The organism is Rheinheimera soli (assembly GCF_021290985.1).
In the GTDB taxonomy this organism is placed as follows: Bacteria; Pseudomonadota; Gammaproteobacteria; order Enterobacterales; family Alteromonadaceae; genus Pararheinheimera; species Pararheinheimera soli.
The window spans coordinates 40,673-61,139 of sequence record NZ_JAJOYU010000025.1 but is presented as its reverse complement, the minus strand read 5'-3'; the positions used below and the strand labels follow the sequence as shown (position 1 = coordinate 61,139).

Sequence of the window (20,467 nt, the reverse complement as noted above, 5' to 3'; positions counted from 1 at the left end):
TTTAGTTAGCTTTTGGTGGCGTTAGGGAGACTTTATTTTCTCCGTATGCTTTTGAATTTTTATTTTGTTCGCAAGGACTGATCGACTTTGTCACAAAGACTGATATTGTAATTGAATTCGGTAATTGCTAAGGATTGGTTATGAAAGTATTTGAGCACGGTTCTGAGTGGAGACGCTGGGATCTTCATGTTCATACCCCAGACTCAATTTTGGAATCTCAGTACCGCGAAGATTGGGAAGGGTACATCTCTGAAATCGAGAGTAAATCAAATAATGTCTCTGTAATTGGAGTTACTGATTACTATTCAATCTCCGGTTACGAAAAAATGCTTGAATACCGAAAGAATGGGAGGCTTAAAGACATCGACTTACTGATACCAAATATTGAGTTTCGCGTCACTCCAGAAACGGAGTCTAGTAAAGGAATTAACATTCACGTTCTGGTCGATCCCAGTGATTCTGATCATGTGAGCAAAATAAACCAGGCTCTTGCTCGATTGACATTTACCTATCGCAGCCAAAAATATGGCTGCGAAAAATCACAACTTGAAAGTCTTGGTTCTGCAATTACTGCAGGTCTGACAGGGAAATCAGCCCTGAGAGAGGGCATGAATAATTTCAAAGTATCTATCGATGCTTTCTGTTCGTGGTATGAGTCTGAAACGTGGTTGAAGACAAACTCCCTAATTGCTGTTGCTAATTCTTCAAAAGATGGTGCTTCAGGGATCAGGGAAAATGGTTTTAAAGGCGTCCGGCAAAATATTTATGATCTAACCGATCTTATCTTTTCAAGCAACCCAAGTGATATCAAACATTTTACAGGTGGTGCTGGAAGAACTAGAGAAGATATCATTGCACAGTATGGCAAAATTATTCCTTGTATACATGGCTCAGATGCTCACGATTTTGGGAAAATATTCGAACCTGATTTGCGAAGGAATTGCTGGATTAAAGCCGATCCTTCATTCAACGGTCTGAGACAGGTCGTGTTCGAGTCTGATAGGGTAAAAATCCAGGATATCTCGCCAGTCAATAAACCTAACTACCAAGTGATCAGACGCGTTCGTTATTTAGATTCATCTGGATTGAACTTATTCCCCACAAAGTGGATTGCTTTAAATTCGGATTTAAACACAATTATTGGCGGTAAATCGTCTGGCAAATCCATGCTTTTGTACCACATCGCTCGGACAATAAATAACTCTGAAGTGACAAATAATGCGGGTCTAGCGCGTGCACCCACGTATGATGATCTGAAAGGCATAGATTTCGAAGTTGAGTGGGGGAACGGTGAGGTCTCGAAACTCTCAGAACTTGGCGCCAATGCAAAAGCGATCACTTATATTCCACAGTTTTACATAAATGAATTGGCCGATAAGCAGGGACGCGAAAGTCTTAATTCGTTAATTTCTCGTGTTCTCTCTCAAAACCCACGATATAAAGAATTCTCAGAAGAAACGCTTAGTACAATCAAGACTATTCGAACGCAAATATCGGACAAAATTGACCGACGATTCTCGTTAGCTGACGATTACAAAAAGCTTCAAGAAGAAGCACTTGAGATTGGGAATGTAAAATCTATCCAACAGGAAATAGACCGCATTCAGCTACGAACCGCTGAACTTAGGAAAATTTCAAATTTCACTCCTAATGATGAGCAAGCATTTAAATCCCTTTCCATGAAGAGGCGTGTATATCAAAAAGCCAAAGGGAAATATGATGACTTCACATCTAAATTAGAATCTATGATTCGCAGTGTCGAAAGCAAGAGAACTCAGTGGGTAGAAGACTTATTGTCTGATATTTCAATTGATTCTGGTTTTTCTGACAAGTCATCGGTGAGCGCGAAATTAGGAAACAGTCTGCGTTCGAAATTAAACCAAGTTTTTAACGAACAAATTGAAAAGATAAAAGAAATTAAAGATTCGATCCCTTTGAGAGTGAAGGCTATAGAAGATAAAGTCCATCTGGTTTCAAGTCATCTGGTGCCACTCGAATCTAAAGTGAAAGACTCTGCTGAGCTTGAAAGTCTCAATACGTCGTTAAAACGAGAGCAAGATAAGCTCGCTCGAATAAATGAAAAACTGAAAGAAAAGTTAGTCATTAAAGAAAATGGGGAAAAGTGCAGATCTGAAATCGATTCCAGTTTCAAAGAGTTGTACAGGCTTTATCAATCCCTGTGCGAAAATGTCGAAAATTTTCAGGTTGATGATGACATTAGGATCGAAGCTAAGTTGATTATTGCACCCGGAAAATTCGATCTATTCACAAGCTGTTTCAACAGAAACAGTAACATAAATGGATTTTTAGGCTCAATTTATCGAGACGGCGAATATAAATTCAACCTTGATTCTTTCATCGAAGACATAGACGCTATCTCAAAAAGAGCACTGTCAAAGGACGCCCCGCCTTTGAGGAAAAATGTGAAGCTCATAGACGCCTTTAAGCATCTGTATGGTGATTATTTTGAGGTCGATTTCGTTGTGACTTACAAAAACGACGATATTGTAAAAATGTCACCTGGCAAGCGTGGTTTGGTCCTACTCAGCTTAATGCTTGAGTTGAGCAATTCTACTCACCCAATTTTAATAGACCAACCCGAAGACAACTTAGATAATCGTACAATCTATTCGCAACTCAAAGATTTCATTAGAAAATGCAAACAAAAACGTCAAATAATCCTAGTTACGCACAATGCTAATTTAGTCGTTGCTGCGGACGCTGAGTGTGTAATAGTTGCAGATCAGAAGGGACAAAATGATGATGATCCAAACTTTGGTTCTAAGTTCGATTATTTCAGCGGGAGCTTAGAATTAACTTATGGAGAGTATGAGGCAAAATCTCATTATGCCCTCCAAGACATTGGGATCAGAGAGCATGTATGTCATATATTGGAAGGAGGTATTTCCGCCTTCAAGGAAAGAGAATTGAAATACAATCTGTCCTAAATCACAATTCCTAATTGTGATGCATTGTATTCAGTCTATGTTTACCAAAAGGAAACGGGGCCGCCGTTTCCATAAAATGGTCTACCTGCTCCAGTAGTTCATCCATCTTTGAAAGCGCTGGTTGCGAGTAATCGTTTCAACTCATGCCAGAGCTTTTCTATTTTGTTATGCCGCTGGCTATAGACCGGTAAAAACAGCAGCGGTTTGATGGTTTCTGGGATGGTGTACAGACCTGATTAAAGTCATTGCAGCTGAAATGATCGCGCGGTCTTACGCAAGGTTTCTCTATGGCCAGGGGCGCGCAGCTCTTGATCAAGCTTCGCCTTAGGTCGTGCCAGCTCACAAACGATGTTCCAAAGAACAATAAATCTCTGGTAAGGTGACGTATTATTGTTTTGCTCTAAGATCAATCATGAAGATAACGGAATATCACGCTAAATACTTCGCACACGAACTCTCCATTCTGCATGCCAATAATGGTGTTGATAGGCTCTCCCAATCGTTATTTGATGCGTGCGTCGATCTGAATCCACATCAGATAGACGCTGCACTTTTTGCACTTGATAACCCATTGAACAAAGGTGTGGTGTTAGCCGATGAGGTTGGTCTTGGTAAAACCATCGAAGCTGGTTTAGTGCTATGTCAGTATTGGGCTGAACGGAAACGTAAGTTATTAATCATTTGCCCTGCATCACTGCGCCGCCAGTGGGCACAGGAGTTAATGGATAAGTTCAACCTACCTTCACAAATCCTGGATGCCAGAACCTTCAATCAGTTGCAGAAAGAGGGCATCTATAATCCCTTAAACAACAAGCAAGTTGTAATCATGTCATACAACTATGCAGCAAAGCTTGAAGAGCAGCTAGTCAGTCAGGTTTGGGATCTCGTGGTAATTGACGAGGCACATAAGCTGCGAAACGCCCATCGCGACAGCAACAAAATTGGCCAGGCCTTAAAGCGTGCGTTATTCGGTAGAAAGAAATTATTGCTAACCGCAACGCCATTGCAGAACTCCCTTATGGAGCTGTATGGCATGTCTACTCTGATAGACGAGCATCTCTTTGGTGATGATAAAGCCTTTCGTAAACAGTTTATGCAAGGCGACAGTGACCAGCTGGAACTGAAAAAACGTTTATCTCACTTTGTTAAGCGCACATTGCGCAAACAAGTGCTGGAGTACGTTAAGTATACGCAGCGCAAAGCCATCACTATTCCCTTTACGCCTTCAGAAAAAGAACTCGCACTTTATGATGCGGTATCCTCCATTTTAGATAAGGAGGATAGCTACGCGCTTCCAAAGCGACAACGGCATTTGACAGGCTTAATTTTACGTAAGCTTTTAGCATCAAGCTCTTTTGCCGTGCTAAACACCCTTGAGGTGATGCAGCGCCGTCTTATTGACTTAAAGAACAACAAAAAGAAACTCACTGACGATGTCTTACTTGAGATCATCGAGGATGATGATATCGAAACGGATTATCTCGATGAAGACGATTTACAGGCTCTTGTTCCTGAGGAGCATGTTGAAGAAGCTATCGACCATCAAAAGCTGACGCTCGAGATCAAGGAGCTCGGCACTTACATTAAACAAGCGCAGGATATTAGCAACGACGAAAAAGCCAATGCTCTACTAAAAGCCCTATCACTTGGTTTTGAGCAAATGAGTTCAATGGGTGCTGAGCAAAAGGCGATAATATTTACCGAGTCAAAACGCACACAAGTTTATCTGGCTGCTTTTTTATCAGCTCAAGGATTTAAAAATAAACTGGTCACTTTTAGTGGCTCGAACAACCATCCCGAAGCAACACAGATATACCAGCAATGGCAGCAAACTTATGCCGGTTCAGATCGCATTACTGGTTCGCCTCAGGTCGATAGACGAACAGCGCTGATAGACTATTTTAGGGATAGCGCCGAGATCATGATCGCAACTGAGGCTGCAGCTGAAGGGGTTAACTTACAGTTCTGCTCGCTGTTGATTAACTACGACTTACCCTGGAACCCGCAGCGAGTAGAACAACGCATTGGCCGTTGCCACCGCTATGGTCAGAAGTTTGATGTCGTCGTGATAAATTTTGTCAATCAGCGCAATTATGCTGATCAGCGGGTTTTAGAATTACTCAGTGAGAAGTTTAACTTATTCGATGGCGTGTTCGGTGCGTCAGACACGGTACTTGGCTCATTAGAAAGTGGTGTCGATTTTGAAAAGCGTATTCAGCAAATCTACCAAGAATGCCGCTCACCAGAACAGATAGAAACAGCTTTTGCTGCACTGCAAAAAGAGCTTGAAGCCGACATTAACCAGAAAATGCAGCAAACACAGCAGGTCTTGCTTGAGCATTTTGATGAAGATATTCATGATTTATTAAAAATTAAACTCGACCAAGCCAAAGAGCGTTTAGACAAAGTCGGGCGCTGGTTTTGGGCTGTAACTACACATCAGTTACAACAACACGCGGTATTTAGTGAAGCAGACTACAGTTTCACACTTACATCTCACGTTGCAGAGCAGTCGCCAGGTCAATATCAGTTTATCCGGCGGGGCGATGAGCAACTAAAGACCACGGATACACACTCGCGACTATATCGAATCAGCCATCCGTTAGGCGAATATGTTATCGATAGCGCAAAAGACGCTTTAACACCAAGACGCACCTTAACGTTCAACTATCAACAACATGATGGTAAAGTGTCGGTCGCCGGAAAGCTGCAAGGGCAAACAGGTTGGATTTCGCTCCATCTGCTGAGTATTGAAGCCTTTAATATTGAGCAGCACTTGGTATTCACAGGTATTACCGATGCAGGACAACTCATTGATTCTGAGGCATGCAAAAAACTGTTTAACGTTGGTGCCGAAGTGAGTGAGTCAACAGAATTACTTGTCATACCTGATAAATTACGTGATGCGCAAACACGCAATATAGACGCTCAATTAGCCATAGCGATGGATACCAATAATAGGTATTTTCAGGATGAGCGGGATAAGTTAGATAAATGGGCCGATGATAAAATGCTTGCAGCAGAGCAAGAGCTTACGGATACAAAAAATCAGATTAAGTCACTAAAACGCGAAAGCCGCCATGCTCTTTCTGTCGATGACCAACAACAGTTCCAACAGCAACTTAAAGATCTTGAGCTAAAACAGCGCAAGTTGCGGCAGAACATCTGGGACGTTGAAGACAGTATTGCGGAAAAACGAGACGAGCTTATTGCTGCTTTAGAAGCACGCATGAAGCAAAAAACCGAAATTAAAGAATTATTTACTGTGCCATGGGTCGTGATTTAGGAGCCATATATGTTAGAGAAGCTAGAGCTCAAAAATTTTAAAGCTTGGGAAAAGCTGGCGATAAAATTTGGTATGGTTACCGGACTTTTTGGTACAAATAGTTCAGGAAAAAGCAGCTTAATTCACTTTTTACTCATGCTTAAACAAAGTAAAGACAATAGTGACAGGGCAATTGCTGCGGACTTTGGTGGCCATGATAAGCTTGTAGAATTGGGAACATATCATGATGTGGTATTCAAACACGATACGACGAAAGATATCTCCTGGGCTCTATCCTGGGGCCTACCAAAAGAGTTAAGAATACAAGATGTTGAAAAAAGCTCAACTAGTGTTTTGTTTAAAGCCTCTAGCATAGAAGTCTCCTCTTCTATTGGCCTAGAAGAAAAGCTTTTAGGGGTAAAAGCTTTAGGTTATGAGTTTGCGGACCATCAATTTTCTATACAAAGAAAACCTGATTCTAAAGATTTTGATCTTGTAGCAAAGGGGAGTTCAAAGTTTCGTTTTACACGTACTCAAGGTCGTATGTGGAAATTACCAAAGCCAACCAAAAATTATCTTTTTCCTGATCAAGCTAAAACTTACTATCAGAATGCGGATTTTCTCAGCCAGTTTGAAGCTTCTTTTGAAGCTGCAATGGATAAAATTTTCTACTTAGGGCCGCTTCGAGACTACCCGAAACGAACTTATCAGTGGTCTGGTACTAGTCCGACAGATGTTGGAATTAGAGGTGAACTCACGATTAATGCTATATTGGCTGCCTCAACTCGCAATGAAAAAAGAAGTCTAGGCTATAAAAAACGCAGTAAATCTTTCGAAGAAATGATAGCCCACTGGCTGAAGGCATTAGGTTTAATTCATTCTTTCCGAGTGGAAGAAGTTGCACCGAATTCGAATATTTTTAGAACCTTGGTAAAAAAAGAAGTAGGCAGCTGTGAGGTCGGCTTAACAGATGTTGGCTTTGGTGTATCACAAATATTACCAGTATTGGTGTTACTCTATTACGTTCCCGAAGGTAGTACTGTTTTATTAGAGCAGCCCGAAATTCACTTGCATCCATCAGTGCAAAGTGAGCTTGCTGATTTAATTCTAACTGTATCTAAAACACGCAATGTTCAAGTAATTGTCGAAAGTCATAGTGAACACTTCATCCGGCGTTTACAGCGCAGAGTTGCTGATAACAGTGCTGAGCAAAACGACATTGCGCTTTACTTCTTCTCTACAAAACAAGGCTGTGCAATTTATGAAACACTGCAATTAGATGAATTTGGTTCAATTCATAATTGGCCAGAAAACTTTTTTGGTGACGAAATGGCTGAAATTGCCGCCACTCGTAGGGCAGCTTTGTTAAAACGAAAAGCCAAGCAAAATTCGGGGCAAAGTGTTGAGTAATCTTGCCAAAAAAGTAATTGATAGCAATGTTGCAATTGTGGCAAATGGTCATTCACCACAAGCTTCAATAGATTGTGAGTTGGCTTGTATTAAGCTATTAGCATGTTGCGATCAGCTATCAATTTGCCTCGATCAAACAAGTTTGATAATGGATGAATATGCCAAACACCTTAGTTATGCTGGTAATCCAGGTGTTGGCGATATGTTTTTCAAGTACCTCCATGACAATCAATATGCCCAAAAGAATATCGAGTTAGTCACAATTACTCCGATTGATGACGAGAATCTTGGTTTTGCAGAGCTCCCAGTAAATAACTTTGATCCATCAGATAGAAAATTTTTAGCTACTGCGGTTGCCGCTAGAGCACAAGTTGTTAATGCGACAGACAGCGACTGGGCAGAACAACAAGAATTAATGAACCAATTAAATATCACAGTACAACAGCTATGCCCAGACAGCTGTCAGTGACAACCAAATTAAGAGAAGACTATGAGTAAGTACAACGAGCTGGTTAAAAAGCTAAAAGAGATTTTCCAAATTGATAAGCCCGAGCTGGATTTTGGCATTTATCGCATTCTGAATATGCGGGCAAAGGAGATTAACGATTATCTCGATAACAAGCTAAAAGCAAAAATTCAGGCAGCGCTTGCTGATGCCGGGAATGCCAATAAAACCAATTTAGAACAACAATTACAGGCCGCAATAAAAGCAGCAACTGATGCTGGTTTCGAACCCGAGCAAAGCCCTAAAGTGCAGGAGTTTAAAAAGCAACTTGCCGCAACGGTATCGGGTGCCAGTGAGCATGAAAATGCCGTGTACTCCCATTTACTAACCTTTTTCTCCCGCTATTACGATAACGGCGATTTTATCAGCCAGCGTCGTTATAAAGGCGATACTTACGCTATTCCTTATGCCGGTGAAGAAGTGATGCTGCACTGGGCCAATAAAGACCAGTACTACATTAAAAGTGGTGAAAATTTTGCCAATTACTCTTTCAAGCTCTCCGATGGACGCAAGGTTAGTTTTAAACTGCTAACCGCAGATACAGCAAAAGATAACCGTAAAGACAACGATGCAGACAGACGCTTTGTGCTTATAGAGCCTCATGTGCGCTCCAAACTCGATGAAGAGGGTGAAGAGTACGAGCAGCCCTATAACCCTGTTGAGGTTGTTAGAACAAGCGTTATTCAAGAAGGCCAAGCATTTGAACTTGAAGAGCTTGTCATTCATTTTGAATATAAAGCGGTTAAGAAAGGTACCAAGCAAGATGTATTGGTGCAAGAAGCAATCTCTAAGATATTAGCTGATGCAAAGGTTCAGCAGCATTGGGCAGATTTAGCAAACCGAGCGCCAACAGAAAGCAATCCTAATCGCACTAATTTGGAAAAGCATCTTACCACCTACGCTCAAAGGAATACTGCAGATTATTTTATTCATAAAGATTTGGCTGGATTTTTAACGAATGAGCTAGATTTTTACATCAAAAATGAAGTGATGAATCTTGATAATTTACAAAATTCTGAAGTGTTTGCGAATATTGAAAAGCAGCTAAGAATGATCCAGTGTTTGCGTATGTGTTCTGGAGAAATTATCTCGTTTTTATCACAGTTAGAAAACTTTCAAAAGAAATTATGGAACAAAAGAAAATTTGTAGTTGATGCTGAATTCTTAATTAGCATTGACTATCTGAGCGAAGATCAATTGGAGGTCGTGTCAAAAAATAAATCTCAATGGCAACAGTGGGTAAATCTAGGTTTGGTTGACAAGCCCTATGACGATACTGCGCTTCTTAAAGGTTTTAGAGGTCTTACAATTGATACAGAACTGTTTGATAAATCCTTTAAAGCGGATGTGCTTAGCGGAATCGACGAGCTAGATAACAAAGTTAATGGGATTTTGATTCACGGTGATAATTACCAAGCGCTTAATCTTTTGCAATCTAAATATTACAAAAATATAGATGGCATTTATATAGATCCCCCTTATAACACGGATGCCTCAGCAATTTTATATAAAAATGGTTTTAAAGATTCTAGCTGGTTGACTCTCATGTTTAACCGTTTGGAGCTGGCTAAGTCACTTATGAAGGAAAACACTCTTCTTACTGTAGCCATTGATGATCAAGAGGTTTCACCATTACGTGTGTTAATGGGAGAAATATTTCCTAAAGAAGCTGGTGTAGGAGTAGTAAAGGTTAATCCTCAAAGTCGAAAAACTAAAGGGAAATTCTCACCAGTTCATGAATATGCCATTTTCTATGGAAATTCTGAGGATTCAATACCCGCATCTATTGGATATGATGAGGCTAAGCTTGGACGATATCCGCTTGAAGATGACTTGGGCCATTACTCTTGGATGAATTTTATTCGTGCAGGAAGTAATGACAAGCGTCAAGACAGACCAAAACTTTACTATCCTATTGTTGTTACAGCTAAAGATGAGATACGCATTCCAAAATTAGAATGGGACGACGCTAATCAAGAATATTTAGTTTTGGAAGAGATTCAACATGATGAATTACTTCTTTACCCAGACAAGTTTGAAGACGGACGCAAGATAGAAAAAAACTGGCAAAGAGGCCATGTCAGAGTTGCTCAAGAGTATTCTGAATACAGAGTTAGGCGAGTTCGAGACGGCAATATTTGCATAGATTTCAAAACAAGAATGGATGCAGATGCTCTGCCGACTACATGGTGGGATAAGAAAGAATATGCCTCTGCTAACTATGGCGCAGCAGAATTGAAAGAACTTTTTAATGACAAACCTTTTGATTTCCCGAAGGCTATAGGGTTGGTTGAAAATTCTATTTTAGCGTGTATTGGTAAATCTAAGGGTGAGAAAACTGTTTTAGATTTTTTTGCTGGCTCAGGAACAACTGCGCATGCGTCATTAAATTTACGTCGAAGCGTTAACGAAAGTCTGAAATTTGTTATCGTAGAGCAAGGAGAATATTTTGAAAGTGTACTTAAAGCTAGAGTCCAAAAGGTGAATTATTCACCAGATTGGAGAGCAGGTAAGCCACTTTCACGCGATAAAGGTCTTAAAAGCATATTTAAGGTCATTAAAATTGAAAGTTACGAAGATACTTTGGGAAATATAGAATTAAAAAACTCGCAAGCGATGGCTGATCTTTTCTCTGAGTCGAGAACGGGTATTGATAATGAATACCAGATCAAATATATGCTCGAGACGGAAAGTAGAGGCTCATTGATTAATGTTGAGCACTTCCGTAAACCTTTTGATTATAAAATGGATATTTCTGCTGACTCAGCAGGTGCAACTACCCAAAAGAATATTGATTTGGTAGATACCTTCAACTATCTGATTGGCTTACACGTGAAATCTATGGAATCAAATATCGAACGCGGTTATGTTCGTATTGAGGGTACATTACCAACGGGTGAGCGCACACTGGTCTTATGGCGTGATTGTAACAAGATAGGTTATGAAGAGCTTTTAAAATACGCTAACCGTTTGGATCTGTATGCTAAAGAACAGACATTCGACGTTATCTACATTAATGGCGACCATAATTTGCCGACAGCCTTTACCGTGGATACTGAGCAGGGTGAAGTAACTCGCAGTTTGAAACTACGCCAGATTGAGCCTGAGTTTTTAAGCCTGATGTTTGCAGAGGAGGCTTAATAATGGCAAGGACTCAGACTGCCGGTAAAGCGGTTAAAAAGCAAAGCAATAGTAAGCTTAGCTTTCACAAACAGCTGGTGTTAAACCGCTTTATGTTCCATTTTTTCAAAGACGGAACCTTGCAAGGTTTAAAAATGCGTCTTGGTGAAGATCGTTTTGAAGGTATTCATGAGGATGGGCAAAGCCTGTTTTTTCATGAGCTAAGCAACTACTTATTTGAAGTTGAACGCATCGATTTAGCCGATTTGCGCCGTTACGATTTAAACATTGTGAAACATTGGCAAACGATCACTGAGCATCGGAATAAAAAGGAAGATACGATACTGAATATGAAATATTTTCAGTATCTGTCTTTGCTTTTTACAGAGATTTACCTTGATTGGCATTTTAACCGCAAGCAAGAACTGTTGGATGGCCTGAATAAAGAATTGGCTGCCTATAACGCAGAAAATAACCTGACGTCTAAAGATAGGGCGAATCAGTTTAGAAGCTACATTCTTGAAGATCTCAACAAGCTGGCGTATTGGAATGCTACGGGTTCAGGCAAGACCTTATTATTACATGTGAATATTTTGCAGTATTTGCATTATTTCCAGAACGGTAACCCACATGCTTACCCTGACAAGATTGTTTTATTAACGCCGGACGAGCGATTGTCGCAACAGCATATGACAGAGTTGTACGACTCTGGCTTCTCGCAAATTCAGCTGTTCGACAAAAGCAAAAGAACCCCGTTTAAAGGAACCATTGAAGTTATAGATATCAATAAGCTTGCCGACGAAATGGGTGATAAAACCGTTGCTGTAGAAGCTTTTGAGGGTAAAAACCTGGTTCTAATTGATGAAGGCCACAAAGGTACTGGTACTGCAGCTGGAGCCTGGATGCGCCGTCGCGATAAATTAACCCGTGATGGCTTCGCATTTGAATATTCAGCGACATTTGGCCAGGCCGTTTCAGATGGTAAAACGGTCGATGCAGTTGAAGACGAGATAAGAAAGAAAAAAGCCAAACTGCTGTTCGAAACCACAGCATTAGCTAAGCTGACTGATGAACAATTAGCGCTAATAGCCTTGGATACTGAAGAGCAGCGTGATGCGCGTATTCAGGCAACGCGTGAGGTTTATGGCAAATCTATTCTGTTCGATTACTCCTATAAGTTTTTTTATGAGGATGGTTACGGCAAAGAGTCACTTATCCTCAACTTAAATCCGGAGCAGGATAAGCACGACGATCGCAGGTACGAATATTTCACAGCCTGTTTGCTAAGCTTTTATCAGCAGCAATATCTGTTCAATAAGCATAAAGAACAGCTAAGCGAGTTTAATATTGAGAAACCGCTTTGGGTCTTTGTGGGGAATACGGTAAGCGGTGAAGATTCAGATATTCATGCAGTATTGCGTTTTCTGGCTTGGTTTTTAAACCATGAAAGCCAGGCAAAGAGTTGGATTAAAGACCTGGTTGACAATAAAGCCCGGCTTTTGGATACCAAAGATCGAAACATCTTTGAGAAGCGTTTTACGGCGTTAATCAATGGATCTCAGGATATCTATGCGGATATTCTGGCGAAACTATTTAATACATCGCATTCCGGCCAACGGCTTAGGGTATTAAACCTGATTGGCAGTAAAGGCGAGTTGGCTCTGCAGGTTGGTAGTTCAGAGCCTTTTGGCTTGGTTAATATCGGCGATTCTCCATCGCTATATAAGCTCTGTGAGGAAGACACGGCCTTTGATTACCAACGCGATGATTTTGCTAAATCGCTGTTCCACACCCTTAACGCTAAAGATTCTAAACTGCATATTTTGATCGGCTCGCGTAAATTCACCGAAGGTTGGAGCAGTTGGCGGGTTTCTACCATGGGCTTGTTAAATATGGGGCGTGGTGAAGGCTCCCAGATTATTCAACTATTTGGCCGTGGGGTGCGGTTAAAAGGGCGAGACTACTCATTAAAGCGAAGTACACCGGGGCAACGGCCAAAAGGGATCCATTTAGACAAGCTTGAAACACTGAATATATTTGGTGTGCGTGCAGATTACATGGCGACGTTTAAGCAATACCTTGAGGATGAGGGTGTTACACCAAGCGATGAGATATTAGAGCTCAATTTCGAAACACGAGCAAATTTGCCAGCAACCAAGCTTAAAACGCTAAAGCTGAAGGATGGTTTTAAAGATAACCAGAGGCACGGTTTTAAGCGTGTGCATTTTCCTGAGTTGTATCAGGTGCCAGCTGAATTCGCGGGTAAGGTCAAGTTGCCACACATTAAACTAGATCTTTATCCAAAGCTTGAAGCAATAGATACGACGCGTAAAGGCGATACCACACCAGTTAACGTCCGTTATGAAGGTAAGCTAGATTATAAGGTTATTGCAGCCTTTGACTTTGACCGTTTATATCTTGCGGTGCAGGATTTTAAATTGCAGCGTGGTTGGTCTAACCTGCGCCTTGATAAGCAACGTTTACAACACTTTTGCATGGGCGAAACCAGCGTATCTAACGGTTGGTACACCTTACTCATTCCAAAATCTGAACTGGAAATTAAGCAGTTTTCCGATGTGAGAAAGCAGGAAGATATCATGCTTCGTATGCTGCTAGATTATACCGAGCGCTTTTATCACACCTTGAAAAATGCTTATGAAGGACAGTTTTATCAAGTAATGCAAGTACAGGAAGACGATCCAGGCATGATCAAGATGTATCACTTCGAAATCGAGGATACGGATGATGGTAATGTTTACGTTGAACGCTTAGAGCAGTTGCAAGCTATTGTCACCAAGGGTGATATCGGTAAAGCAAAAGACTGGAACGCACCGGGGATGATTGCAGTGACCTTCGATAGGCACTTGTATTATCCTCTGTTGTCTGTTGAGAAAAATGCAGATTTACCGTTAAAGATGCGACCAACCGCTTTTGATGCGCCCAGTGAGATTACTTTTGTCCAAGACATTCAGGCTTTTGTGGAATCACGTCGAGGACAAGAGATCATCGGTGACAAGAGCCTGTATCTGTTACGCAATGCCGACACAAAATCTAAAGGCTTAGGGTTTGCCACCGCAGGTAATTTCTATCCCGACTTTTTATTGTGGCTGGTGGATGATGCTACCGGTAAGCAATGGTTAAGTTTAATTGACCCCAAGGGCATTCGAAACCTGAACCTTGATGATGCAAAGTTTGGTTTATACAGAGAAATAAAAACATTAGAGCCAAAACTTGCTGATGAAGATTTGACCTTAAATGCGTTTATCGTATCTGAGACCCATTATGCTGACTTGCTGAACGTCTCTGATCCCAAAGAGGCATTGGAAGAGCGTCATGTGCTGTTTATGGAGGATAAAGATTATCTCCAAAAAATGTTCGCTAAAATTGTTGGGGAACCTGCATTTAGTAGGGATCAGTTAGAGAACGATGAAATTGCGCAGCGTCTTCTACACGGGCTGCGTTTAAAGGTAAGAACTGCCTCTCACCACTATGATTACCAGACTAATTATGCAAGGCTGAGCTTAGTTACCGTAAAGGGTAGTGATGGTAAAGGCGGCGTTTTAGTAGAAAAACTTCCAACATTAATAAAGTTTATTAAAGACTTAGTGACGGTGGACGGAGATTATTCGATCAATTTGTTTTCGTTCATTCCTTTTCTTGGCGCATTAGTGAAGCTTATCGAGTACTTTTTCAAGAAAAAGGTTAATCTCAGTCGCAATGCTGCACTAGTTCTGCTGTGTTTCCCCGAAAAGACTGAGAGAACTGCGGCTGAGCTCCTTAATGAGATTTCAGCTGTTTGTAACAGATGTAAGGCTTCAACACTTGACTATGATGATGTTTACAGTGAACTCAAAGAGCTAGAGAAACATGGGGTTGTAACCCAGGTTGGGAGTGATGGTGCTCGATGGACACTAAATGAAGAATTCAGTATTCATCCGTTTCGTTAATCAAAGTATGAAGGGTTAAAAGCCTCAGATACATTTTTAAAGCCAATGCTCCGGTATTGCAAGTTCGAACATGGACGAAACATGCCGGAGCATGCCAATTATTTCAATATGCTGTTGCTGACTGAAATTTTGTTGAGCTTTTCTTTGTTCAAGAATGAGTTTTAATTCTTGTAAGTTAAACATTCCCAGCGCATAAAAATTGCCCCAGGTTGGCTGACCAAATAGGTTGTAAATAACGACTGTACTATCACGTTCACTAGCTAGTCGTTTTTCACCAGTGATTTTTAGAGCCGCAGCTTCTGCTTCTTCGCGGTCTTCGTAGGTATTTAGTAGTTTCATCACTTTTCTCAGTTTCTCAACGGTTGTCGTCGCTATTTAAAAAACAACCGTTTTTTGGCGTGATTTTTGATATTTAATATTTTTTTTCATCACAATAAAATCAAGTAAAACACAATTTAAATCAAAGGTTTGAGTTGTGTTTTTTGTGCTATAATCGCTTGTCAGTATTAAGACAAGGAGAGCTAACTTATGGCTTTGTTGAACACTTCTCAGCAAGTTTCAAAAAGTGTGATCAATGTTGACACCGACACATCCCTTTTTGATCTGATTAATCTAGACGAAAAGGAAACTGAGTCTCTGCAGATTGATCGTAAACATGTATTATCGTTACTACAACCCGGAAATAAGAATCCTGATCTCGATGACAAAAACAGAGATTTGATAATCATGGGATATGGTAACTTGTACGAATGCTCCAAATCGTCGCTCAGGTGTATTGTGAGTAAAGAGGCATTACTCCTAAAAAGTTCAGACTTTACTGAGTTTGAAGAGATAAACGTTAAAACTTACGCTGTCTATTGTCACGTGATTCCATTTCTTGCGCAGTGTGTTGTTGATCGAGTAGGCTGTTATATATCTCGCGAAATATTGTCAGAAGAGAGCGACGATAATCGAATCTTATGCTATCTGATGAGTGCTGATAATTCAGCGAAACTGCATTTTTTTACAAAAAACAGATTTATTACGCACCCATTTTCGTTAAGTGCTGCCTTAAATAAATACTTTCTTAAACGCGACAAACAGACGTACAGAGAATGGATCTACTGTAGCCCTGAAGCTCTTCAGTTGCTTATAAGTGGTTATTCACAGAATAAGGCGGCTTGATGGGCTGTTAACTCAATAGAGTAATCTCTACCCTTGACTGTTTAACTGATGCGTGCGACGAATTTTCCTGTGTCCTGTGTCCTGTGTCCTGTGTCCTGTGTCCTGTGTCCTGTGTCCTGTGTCCTGTGTCCTGTGTCCTAGGACGCGGGACTTTTGATGGGCGGTGAAAATAAAAGTCAATATATCGTCGTGCTCTTAAAAATAGAGTCCCTCCTACAGCGCTGGATTAGACAGAACACTTTCATTGGCATACACAGAGCCGCAATTTTTCACTCAATACGATCATCTAAATATCCGCGTTTAATACTAAGAAATAATACATCAGCTTGGCCGAAGTTTACCTAACCACATCCTTCAGTTGCCGATCTGTTTTGGTGTTCGCTTGGTTATGTTGTAACGAAAAACAGCGAAAAACTTTGCCACAAGACTTTGCCACACCTATAATATAACCAATTGATGTGTTATCGTGCTTGTTATAAATCAAAGGGTTACGTAGCAAATTCAAAGTGGTGGAGAGTCCCTCTCTCTCCGCCAGATTAAATGAAAAAGGCCCAAGCCAAAAGCGTGGGCCTTTTTCATTTAAACCGGAGAGCGAGGATTTGGTTCGAACCCTATGTTCGACAAATTCGCCGGGAGCGAATTTGGACGCGCTTTAGCGCGGCCCGCAGGGCCAGCACCATGGATGGTGCTGGCAATCCCTCTCTCGGAGTCAGTTTGGTTCGCCCCCTTTGCCGGAAGCAAACCGGCACGCGCTTTAGGGCGGCCCTGGAAATAGCATTGCCAACAGAGGGCAGGATGCCCGGAATAATCCCGCGGCGCTGCTGTCGCCAAAAGCTTATACCTTCCCCTTGCCCCATCCTAACCCCTCATCTATACTCCAAAGTATCTACAATGTATATCCATTGAAAAAGGTATTTATGTCTATAGCCATAGCTAAATGGGGTAACAGTGCAGCCCTTCGTTTACCAAAAGACTTGCTGGACAGGTTGTCTTTGCAGGTTGGCGACAAGGTCGAAATACAGCAGCAAGGTAACCAGATCGTGATTACACCCAGTAAACCTTCACTGGAAGAATTGCTGTCCAGGGTTACAGCCCAAAACAAACATCAATCACTTGTGAATGATGTCGAGGGCAGGGAGCTACTATGAGCCCAATTCCTGATGCAGGTGATATTGTCATTATTGATTTTGATCCTCAGGCAGGCCACGAACAGGCAGGTAAAAGGCCTGCACTAGTATTAAGTCCAAAACAGTTTAATAAGATCACTGGTTTTGTCTGGTTGTGTCCAATCACCAGTCAAGTGAAAGGTTATCCTTTTGAAGTGGCTGTTACTGGCTCAGAAAAAACGCAGGGCGTTATTCTGACCGATCAGTTAAAGTCCTTAGATGCACAAGCCCGAAGGCTTAAAAAGGTAGATCAAGTCAGTGCGGATTGTTTGGCTAATGTAAAAGTATTGATTGCGACCATTCTTTCGATTTGATTTTGGGCTACCAGGTCCGTTATTAAACTCCCTCAGTCAAATAACCCATCACTCCGACCAATACCAACTAGTCAGGTTATATCGATAGCTGCCTGCAGTTTCCCCATTCACAGCCTCTACCCAGTGCTCAGAGCCCTCTGATGACGGATCAAACAATACGCAGCGGTTGTATAAAGGCGCGATAGTCACGGCTTTATCATCCTTCCCCATAAAGACCAGTTCGCCGCCGTTATCGTGCTGCCAGTCTTTATTTAAATAAAGCAGCATACAAATTTCTCTGCCTGGTGAGTCATCCGCGTGTTGATTGACAAAATCGCTGGCACTTAAGCGAAAATAATTGGTGTTAACCTCTGGTTTCGCCACGTTTATATCTGTTATCTGCACACGAAAGATGCGTGATAACAAAGACATAAATTCATCGCCACGTAAATATGACAAAAACTCATAAGCTACAGCTGAAGGACTTTTGTCCGCACCTGGCGCGGAGCGGTCCCAAATGTCCCGCTGCACGAAACGTTGGGGGGCGGGAGTTTTTTGCCATTTAGTGTCATTCACATATAAAGCTGAGTAGCTATGTTTTTGTGTTTTCCAATGTTGTTCTTGCTGTAAAACATGACTTACTTCAGCGAGTTTGTTGTGATCAAATAAATGATCAATCACGATATGATTGGGACTGGAGTGCAATAAAGTCTTTCGATAAGCTCGGATCGCAGTACTGGTTATTTGCTGTTCATTCAGCCACATTGAGATGGTTCACTTGTAGAGTTAAATATGCTTTAAAGGAGCGATAATACAATATTTTGAGTCGTGTTTATGCACTTAACATCGCCGTAGGGCATCTGGTTTGTGCTGAGCCCTTATCAAAACATCTGCCCAACAACGCCATTGAAATAAATCAGCTTTTTTATTACTTTAAAACAAGTTAGTTCATTCGGAACTGACACTGATCCCAATGTTGCTTTAGCAAAGGTCGCTGGAATTCTGGGATAACATATAAATAAAAGGACTTCGTAATGAAAAACATATTCTTCTTTGATGCCATGTTAACGCCAAAAATCATTACTGTGGTGTATTGGATTTTATTGGCTGTTGCCGTATTCAGTGGTTTAGGCGCAATGTTCTCCGATTATGGTGGTGGCTTTCTGGTAGGATTAGGTATTTTGATTGGTGGCGCTGTGGGTGCCCGTATTTGGTGTGAGCTGCTGATTGTTTTATTTAAGATCAATGCCAACCTGCAGAAAATTGCAGAGAAGAATGATCAATAAGGATTCTGTCTGGCTGTTTGTGTAATGACGATCAGCAGGCCACTCATTGGCTTGCTGATCTTTGCCGCAGCACAGCTTCAACCCACCCGCCATTCCAGGCCATAATGTGCAAATAGTTCAGCATCTTTAGCAAACCACAATTCAAAAGCCTGTACATCAAAACCTTCTTGTCTGGCCAGCCTGAATATTCTGACAGAGAGCTCAAGTAAATCACGATAGCCCCAAGCTTTGCCTTGATAAATCACCGTTAAATCAGGATGTTCAGCCAATATTTCTATGGCTTTCATTGTCTGATTCAAACGACGTAGTTGCTCTGTACGCCATGTTGTGCTCATCGTTACGCTCCTTTGGTCAAAATACTGTCAGTATTTGCTGAGTACAGGATGCTCTTCAATTTTTGTGCCATGGCTTTTACGGACAACAGAACTTAACGCAGTGCGCGGCCGAGCAAAGAAAAATAGCCAAGCCAGTGCTGAGCCAACAAGGAAGACAACGCAGAATCCGGGTATAAGCCTGCTTTAGCTGCTTTGCTTTTTAAGGTGCCGCTGACTAAAAAGCTGTTTTTAAGTTTTTGTTGTTGCAGCATATGCTCAAAAGCCCGAGCTGCCAGTTCCTCCGGCTTGGCGTAGTAATAAATGCCATGGCTTTGATCAAAAGCGGCGGAGGTTTTGACATAGCTGTTTGATTCAGCGCAGTCGGTGGATAAAAACAGCGTGGCAAAACTGTGATCCAGATACCGATTCAGTGGGTGAGGGGCGACAGTAGCATTAGTTAGCCAGCTTGAACTGGCAAAAGCGCCAGCAGGAAGCTCGTCGCTGAATAATTTGCTGCAAATATAATGGTCAAATGCATGGAACCACTCATGCGCCAAACTGCCACCACCGGCGTTTTTAGCCAAAGCCAGTAAACGGCCTTGCGGCTGATAAAATGCGCAGCTGCCTTGCTGACCGCCAATGCCAAAATTCAGGCTCAGGCTTTGATTTAGTGAAATCACTTGTTCCGGCACCTGCAACAGCAGCATCAGGTCGGATAACGCATCAAAAAACAGGTTAGCCGCTAGTTGTTGCTCTGCTGCAGTGACCCAGCGGCCGATTTTAATACTTTGGAAACCAAAAATTTTTACTATATCCAAAAAGCTGACGTCGGCGCCGGATCTATGCTCCGGGCCGTTACGAAAATAAGCTTGCTGGATGCGTGGTACTAAATCTGCCATAGGGTAACTGGTTCAAATTTAAACATTTTTTAAAGGCTTATGCTGGGAAAACACAGTTTAAGTCGTATACTGACAAGCGGTATAGTGATTTTCATTAAAACCTGATGGCTTTTCACTTATGCAAAGCCTGTTGAAACAAAGAGTGATTTT

At 41.5% G+C, this 20,467-nt stretch carries 14 protein-coding genes; 10 read left to right on the top strand and 4 right to left on the bottom strand.

Annotated features, from left to right (window positions below; translation table 11 throughout):
- The first annotated feature begins 140 nt into the window (after nt 1–140).
- The 6 genes from LSG37_RS15920 (at nt 141) to LSG37_RS15895 (ending at nt 15,195) form a co-directional block, all read left to right on the top strand.
- Nucleotides 141–2,948 carry a TrlF family AAA-like ATPase gene (locus LSG37_RS15920; protein ID WP_233080797.1) on the top strand — a complete coding sequence of 936 codons (2,808 nt, stop codon included), beginning with the start codon at nt 141–143 and terminating at the stop codon, nt 2,946–2,948.
- 412 nt (nt 2,949–3,360) lie between these two features.
- Nucleotides 3,361–6,234 carry an SNF2-related protein gene (locus LSG37_RS15915; RefSeq protein WP_233080796.1) on the top strand — a complete coding sequence of 958 codons (2,874 nt, stop codon included), beginning with the start codon at nt 3,361–3,363 and terminating at the stop codon, nt 6,232–6,234.
- A 9-nt stretch (nt 6,235–6,243) separates the two neighbouring features.
- On the top strand, nt 6,244–7,623 hold the full coding sequence (locus LSG37_RS15910) for a DUF3696 domain-containing protein (RefSeq protein WP_233080795.1): 1,380 nt from the start codon (nt 6,244–6,246) through the stop codon (nt 7,621–7,623).
- Nucleotides 7,616–8,092 carry a hypothetical protein gene (locus tag LSG37_RS15905; RefSeq protein ID WP_233080794.1) on the top strand — a complete coding sequence of 159 codons (477 nt, stop codon included), beginning with the start codon at nt 7,616–7,618 and terminating at the stop codon, nt 8,090–8,092. Before LSG37_RS15910 ends, LSG37_RS15905 begins: the two co-directional genes overlap by 8 nt.
- Nucleotides 8,093–8,113: 21 nt before the next feature.
- Nucleotides 8,114–11,269, top strand: a complete 3,156-nt coding sequence (locus tag LSG37_RS15900; RefSeq protein WP_233080793.1) for a site-specific DNA-methyltransferase — start codon at nt 8,114–8,116, stop codon at nt 11,267–11,269.
- A 2-nt stretch (nt 11,270–11,271) separates the two neighbouring features.
- Nucleotides 11,272–15,195, top strand: coding sequence for a DEAD/DEAH box helicase family protein (locus LSG37_RS15895; protein ID WP_233080792.1), 3,924 nt, complete (start codon nt 11,272–11,274; stop codon nt 15,193–15,195).
- A 36-nt stretch (nt 15,196–15,231) separates the two neighbouring features.
- On the opposite strand, the gene LSG37_RS15890 is transcribed toward LSG37_RS15895, so the two are convergent.
- On the bottom strand, nt 15,232–15,534 hold the full coding sequence (locus tag LSG37_RS15890; RefSeq protein WP_233080791.1) for a hypothetical protein: 303 nt from the start codon (nt 15,532–15,534) through the stop codon (nt 15,232–15,234).
- A gap of 189 nt (nt 15,535–15,723) precedes the next feature.
- On the opposite strand from LSG37_RS15890, the gene LSG37_RS15885 reads away from it, so the two are divergent.
- The 3 genes from LSG37_RS15885 to mazF all read left to right on the top strand — a co-directional run bounded on the left by LSG37_RS15885 (nt 15,724) and on the right by mazF (nt 17,839).
- Nucleotides 15,724–16,359 carry a hypothetical protein gene (locus LSG37_RS15885; RefSeq protein WP_233080790.1) on the top strand — a complete coding sequence of 212 codons (636 nt, stop codon included), beginning with the start codon at nt 15,724–15,726 and terminating at the stop codon, nt 16,357–16,359.
- A 917-nt stretch (nt 16,360–17,276) separates the two neighbouring features.
- Complete coding sequence (locus LSG37_RS15880) at nt 17,277–17,507, top strand: AbrB/MazE/SpoVT family DNA-binding domain-containing protein (RefSeq protein ID WP_233080789.1); 231 nt, start codon at nt 17,277–17,279, stop codon at nt 17,505–17,507.
- Nucleotides 17,504–17,839, top strand: coding sequence for an endoribonuclease MazF (gene mazF, locus LSG37_RS15875; RefSeq protein ID WP_233080788.1), 336 nt, complete (start codon nt 17,504–17,506; stop codon nt 17,837–17,839). Before LSG37_RS15880 ends, mazF begins: the two co-directional genes overlap by 4 nt.
- Before the next feature lie 48 nt (nt 17,840–17,887).
- Here mazF and LSG37_RS15870 read toward each other — a convergent pair whose 3' ends face one another.
- Complete coding sequence (locus LSG37_RS15870; protein WP_233080787.1) at nt 17,888–18,583, bottom strand: 2OG-Fe(II) oxygenase; 696 nt, start codon at nt 18,581–18,583, stop codon at nt 17,888–17,890.
- 269 nt (nt 18,584–18,852) lie between these two features.
- Between LSG37_RS15870 and LSG37_RS15865 the strand changes: the two genes are divergently transcribed.
- Nucleotides 18,853–19,104, top strand: a complete 252-nt coding sequence (locus LSG37_RS15865) for a DUF4282 domain-containing protein (protein ID WP_233080786.1) — start codon at nt 18,853–18,855, stop codon at nt 19,102–19,104.
- 77 nt (nt 19,105–19,181) lie between these two features.
- Here LSG37_RS15865 and LSG37_RS15860 read toward each other — a convergent pair whose 3' ends face one another.
- Together LSG37_RS15860 and LSG37_RS15855 are read right to left on the bottom strand one after the other, a co-directional pair.
- Nucleotides 19,182–19,439, bottom strand: a complete 258-nt coding sequence (locus LSG37_RS15860) for a hypothetical protein (RefSeq protein ID WP_233080785.1) — start codon at nt 19,437–19,439, stop codon at nt 19,182–19,184.
- Between the two features lie 92 nt (nt 19,440–19,531).
- A complete protein-coding gene (locus tag LSG37_RS15855) occupies nt 19,532–20,317 on the bottom strand; it encodes a CLCA_X family protein (protein ID WP_233080784.1) in 786 nt (261 codons plus the stop codon).
- Nucleotides 20,318–20,467 lie beyond the last annotated feature (150 nt).

Excerpts from the sequence above, each read along its gene's own strand:
- LSG37_RS15920 (WP_233080797.1), top strand. The coding sequence starts at position 141 with ATGAAAGTATTTGAGCACGGTTCTGAGTGGAGACGCTGGGATCTTCAT.
- LSG37_RS15915 (WP_233080796.1), top strand. The coding sequence starts at position 3,361 with ATGAAGATAACGGAATATCACGCTAAATACTTCGCACACGAACTCTCC.
- LSG37_RS15910 (WP_233080795.1), top strand. The coding sequence starts at position 6,244 with ATGTTAGAGAAGCTAGAGCTCAAAAATTTTAAAGCTTGGGAAAAGCTG.
- LSG37_RS15900 (WP_233080793.1), top strand. The coding sequence starts at position 8,114 with ATGAGTAAGTACAACGAGCTGGTTAAAAAGCTAAAAGAGATTTTCCAA.
- LSG37_RS15895 (WP_233080792.1), top strand. The coding sequence starts at position 11,272 with ATGGCAAGGACTCAGACTGCCGGTAAAGCGGTTAAAAAGCAAAGCAAT.
- LSG37_RS15890 (WP_233080791.1), bottom strand. The coding sequence starts at position 15,534 with ATGAAACTACTAAATACCTACGAAGACCGCGAAGAAGCAGAAGCTGCG.
- LSG37_RS15885 (WP_233080790.1), top strand. The coding sequence starts at position 15,724 with ATGGCTTTGTTGAACACTTCTCAGCAAGTTTCAAAAAGTGTGATCAAT.
- LSG37_RS15880 (WP_233080789.1), top strand. The coding sequence starts at position 17,277 with ATGTCTATAGCCATAGCTAAATGGGGTAACAGTGCAGCCCTTCGTTTA.
- mazF (WP_233080788.1), top strand. The coding sequence starts at position 17,504 with ATGAGCCCAATTCCTGATGCAGGTGATATTGTCATTATTGATTTTGAT.
- LSG37_RS15870 (WP_233080787.1), bottom strand. The coding sequence starts at position 18,583 with ATGTGGCTGAATGAACAGCAAATAACCAGTACTGCGATCCGAGCTTAT.
- LSG37_RS15865 (WP_233080786.1), top strand. The coding sequence starts at position 18,853 with ATGAAAAACATATTCTTCTTTGATGCCATGTTAACGCCAAAAATCATT.
- LSG37_RS15860 (WP_233080785.1), bottom strand. The coding sequence starts at position 19,439 with ATGAGCACAACATGGCGTACAGAGCAACTACGTCGTTTGAATCAGACA.
- LSG37_RS15855 (WP_233080784.1), bottom strand. The coding sequence starts at position 20,317 with ATGGCAGATTTAGTACCACGCATCCAGCAAGCTTATTTTCGTAACGGC.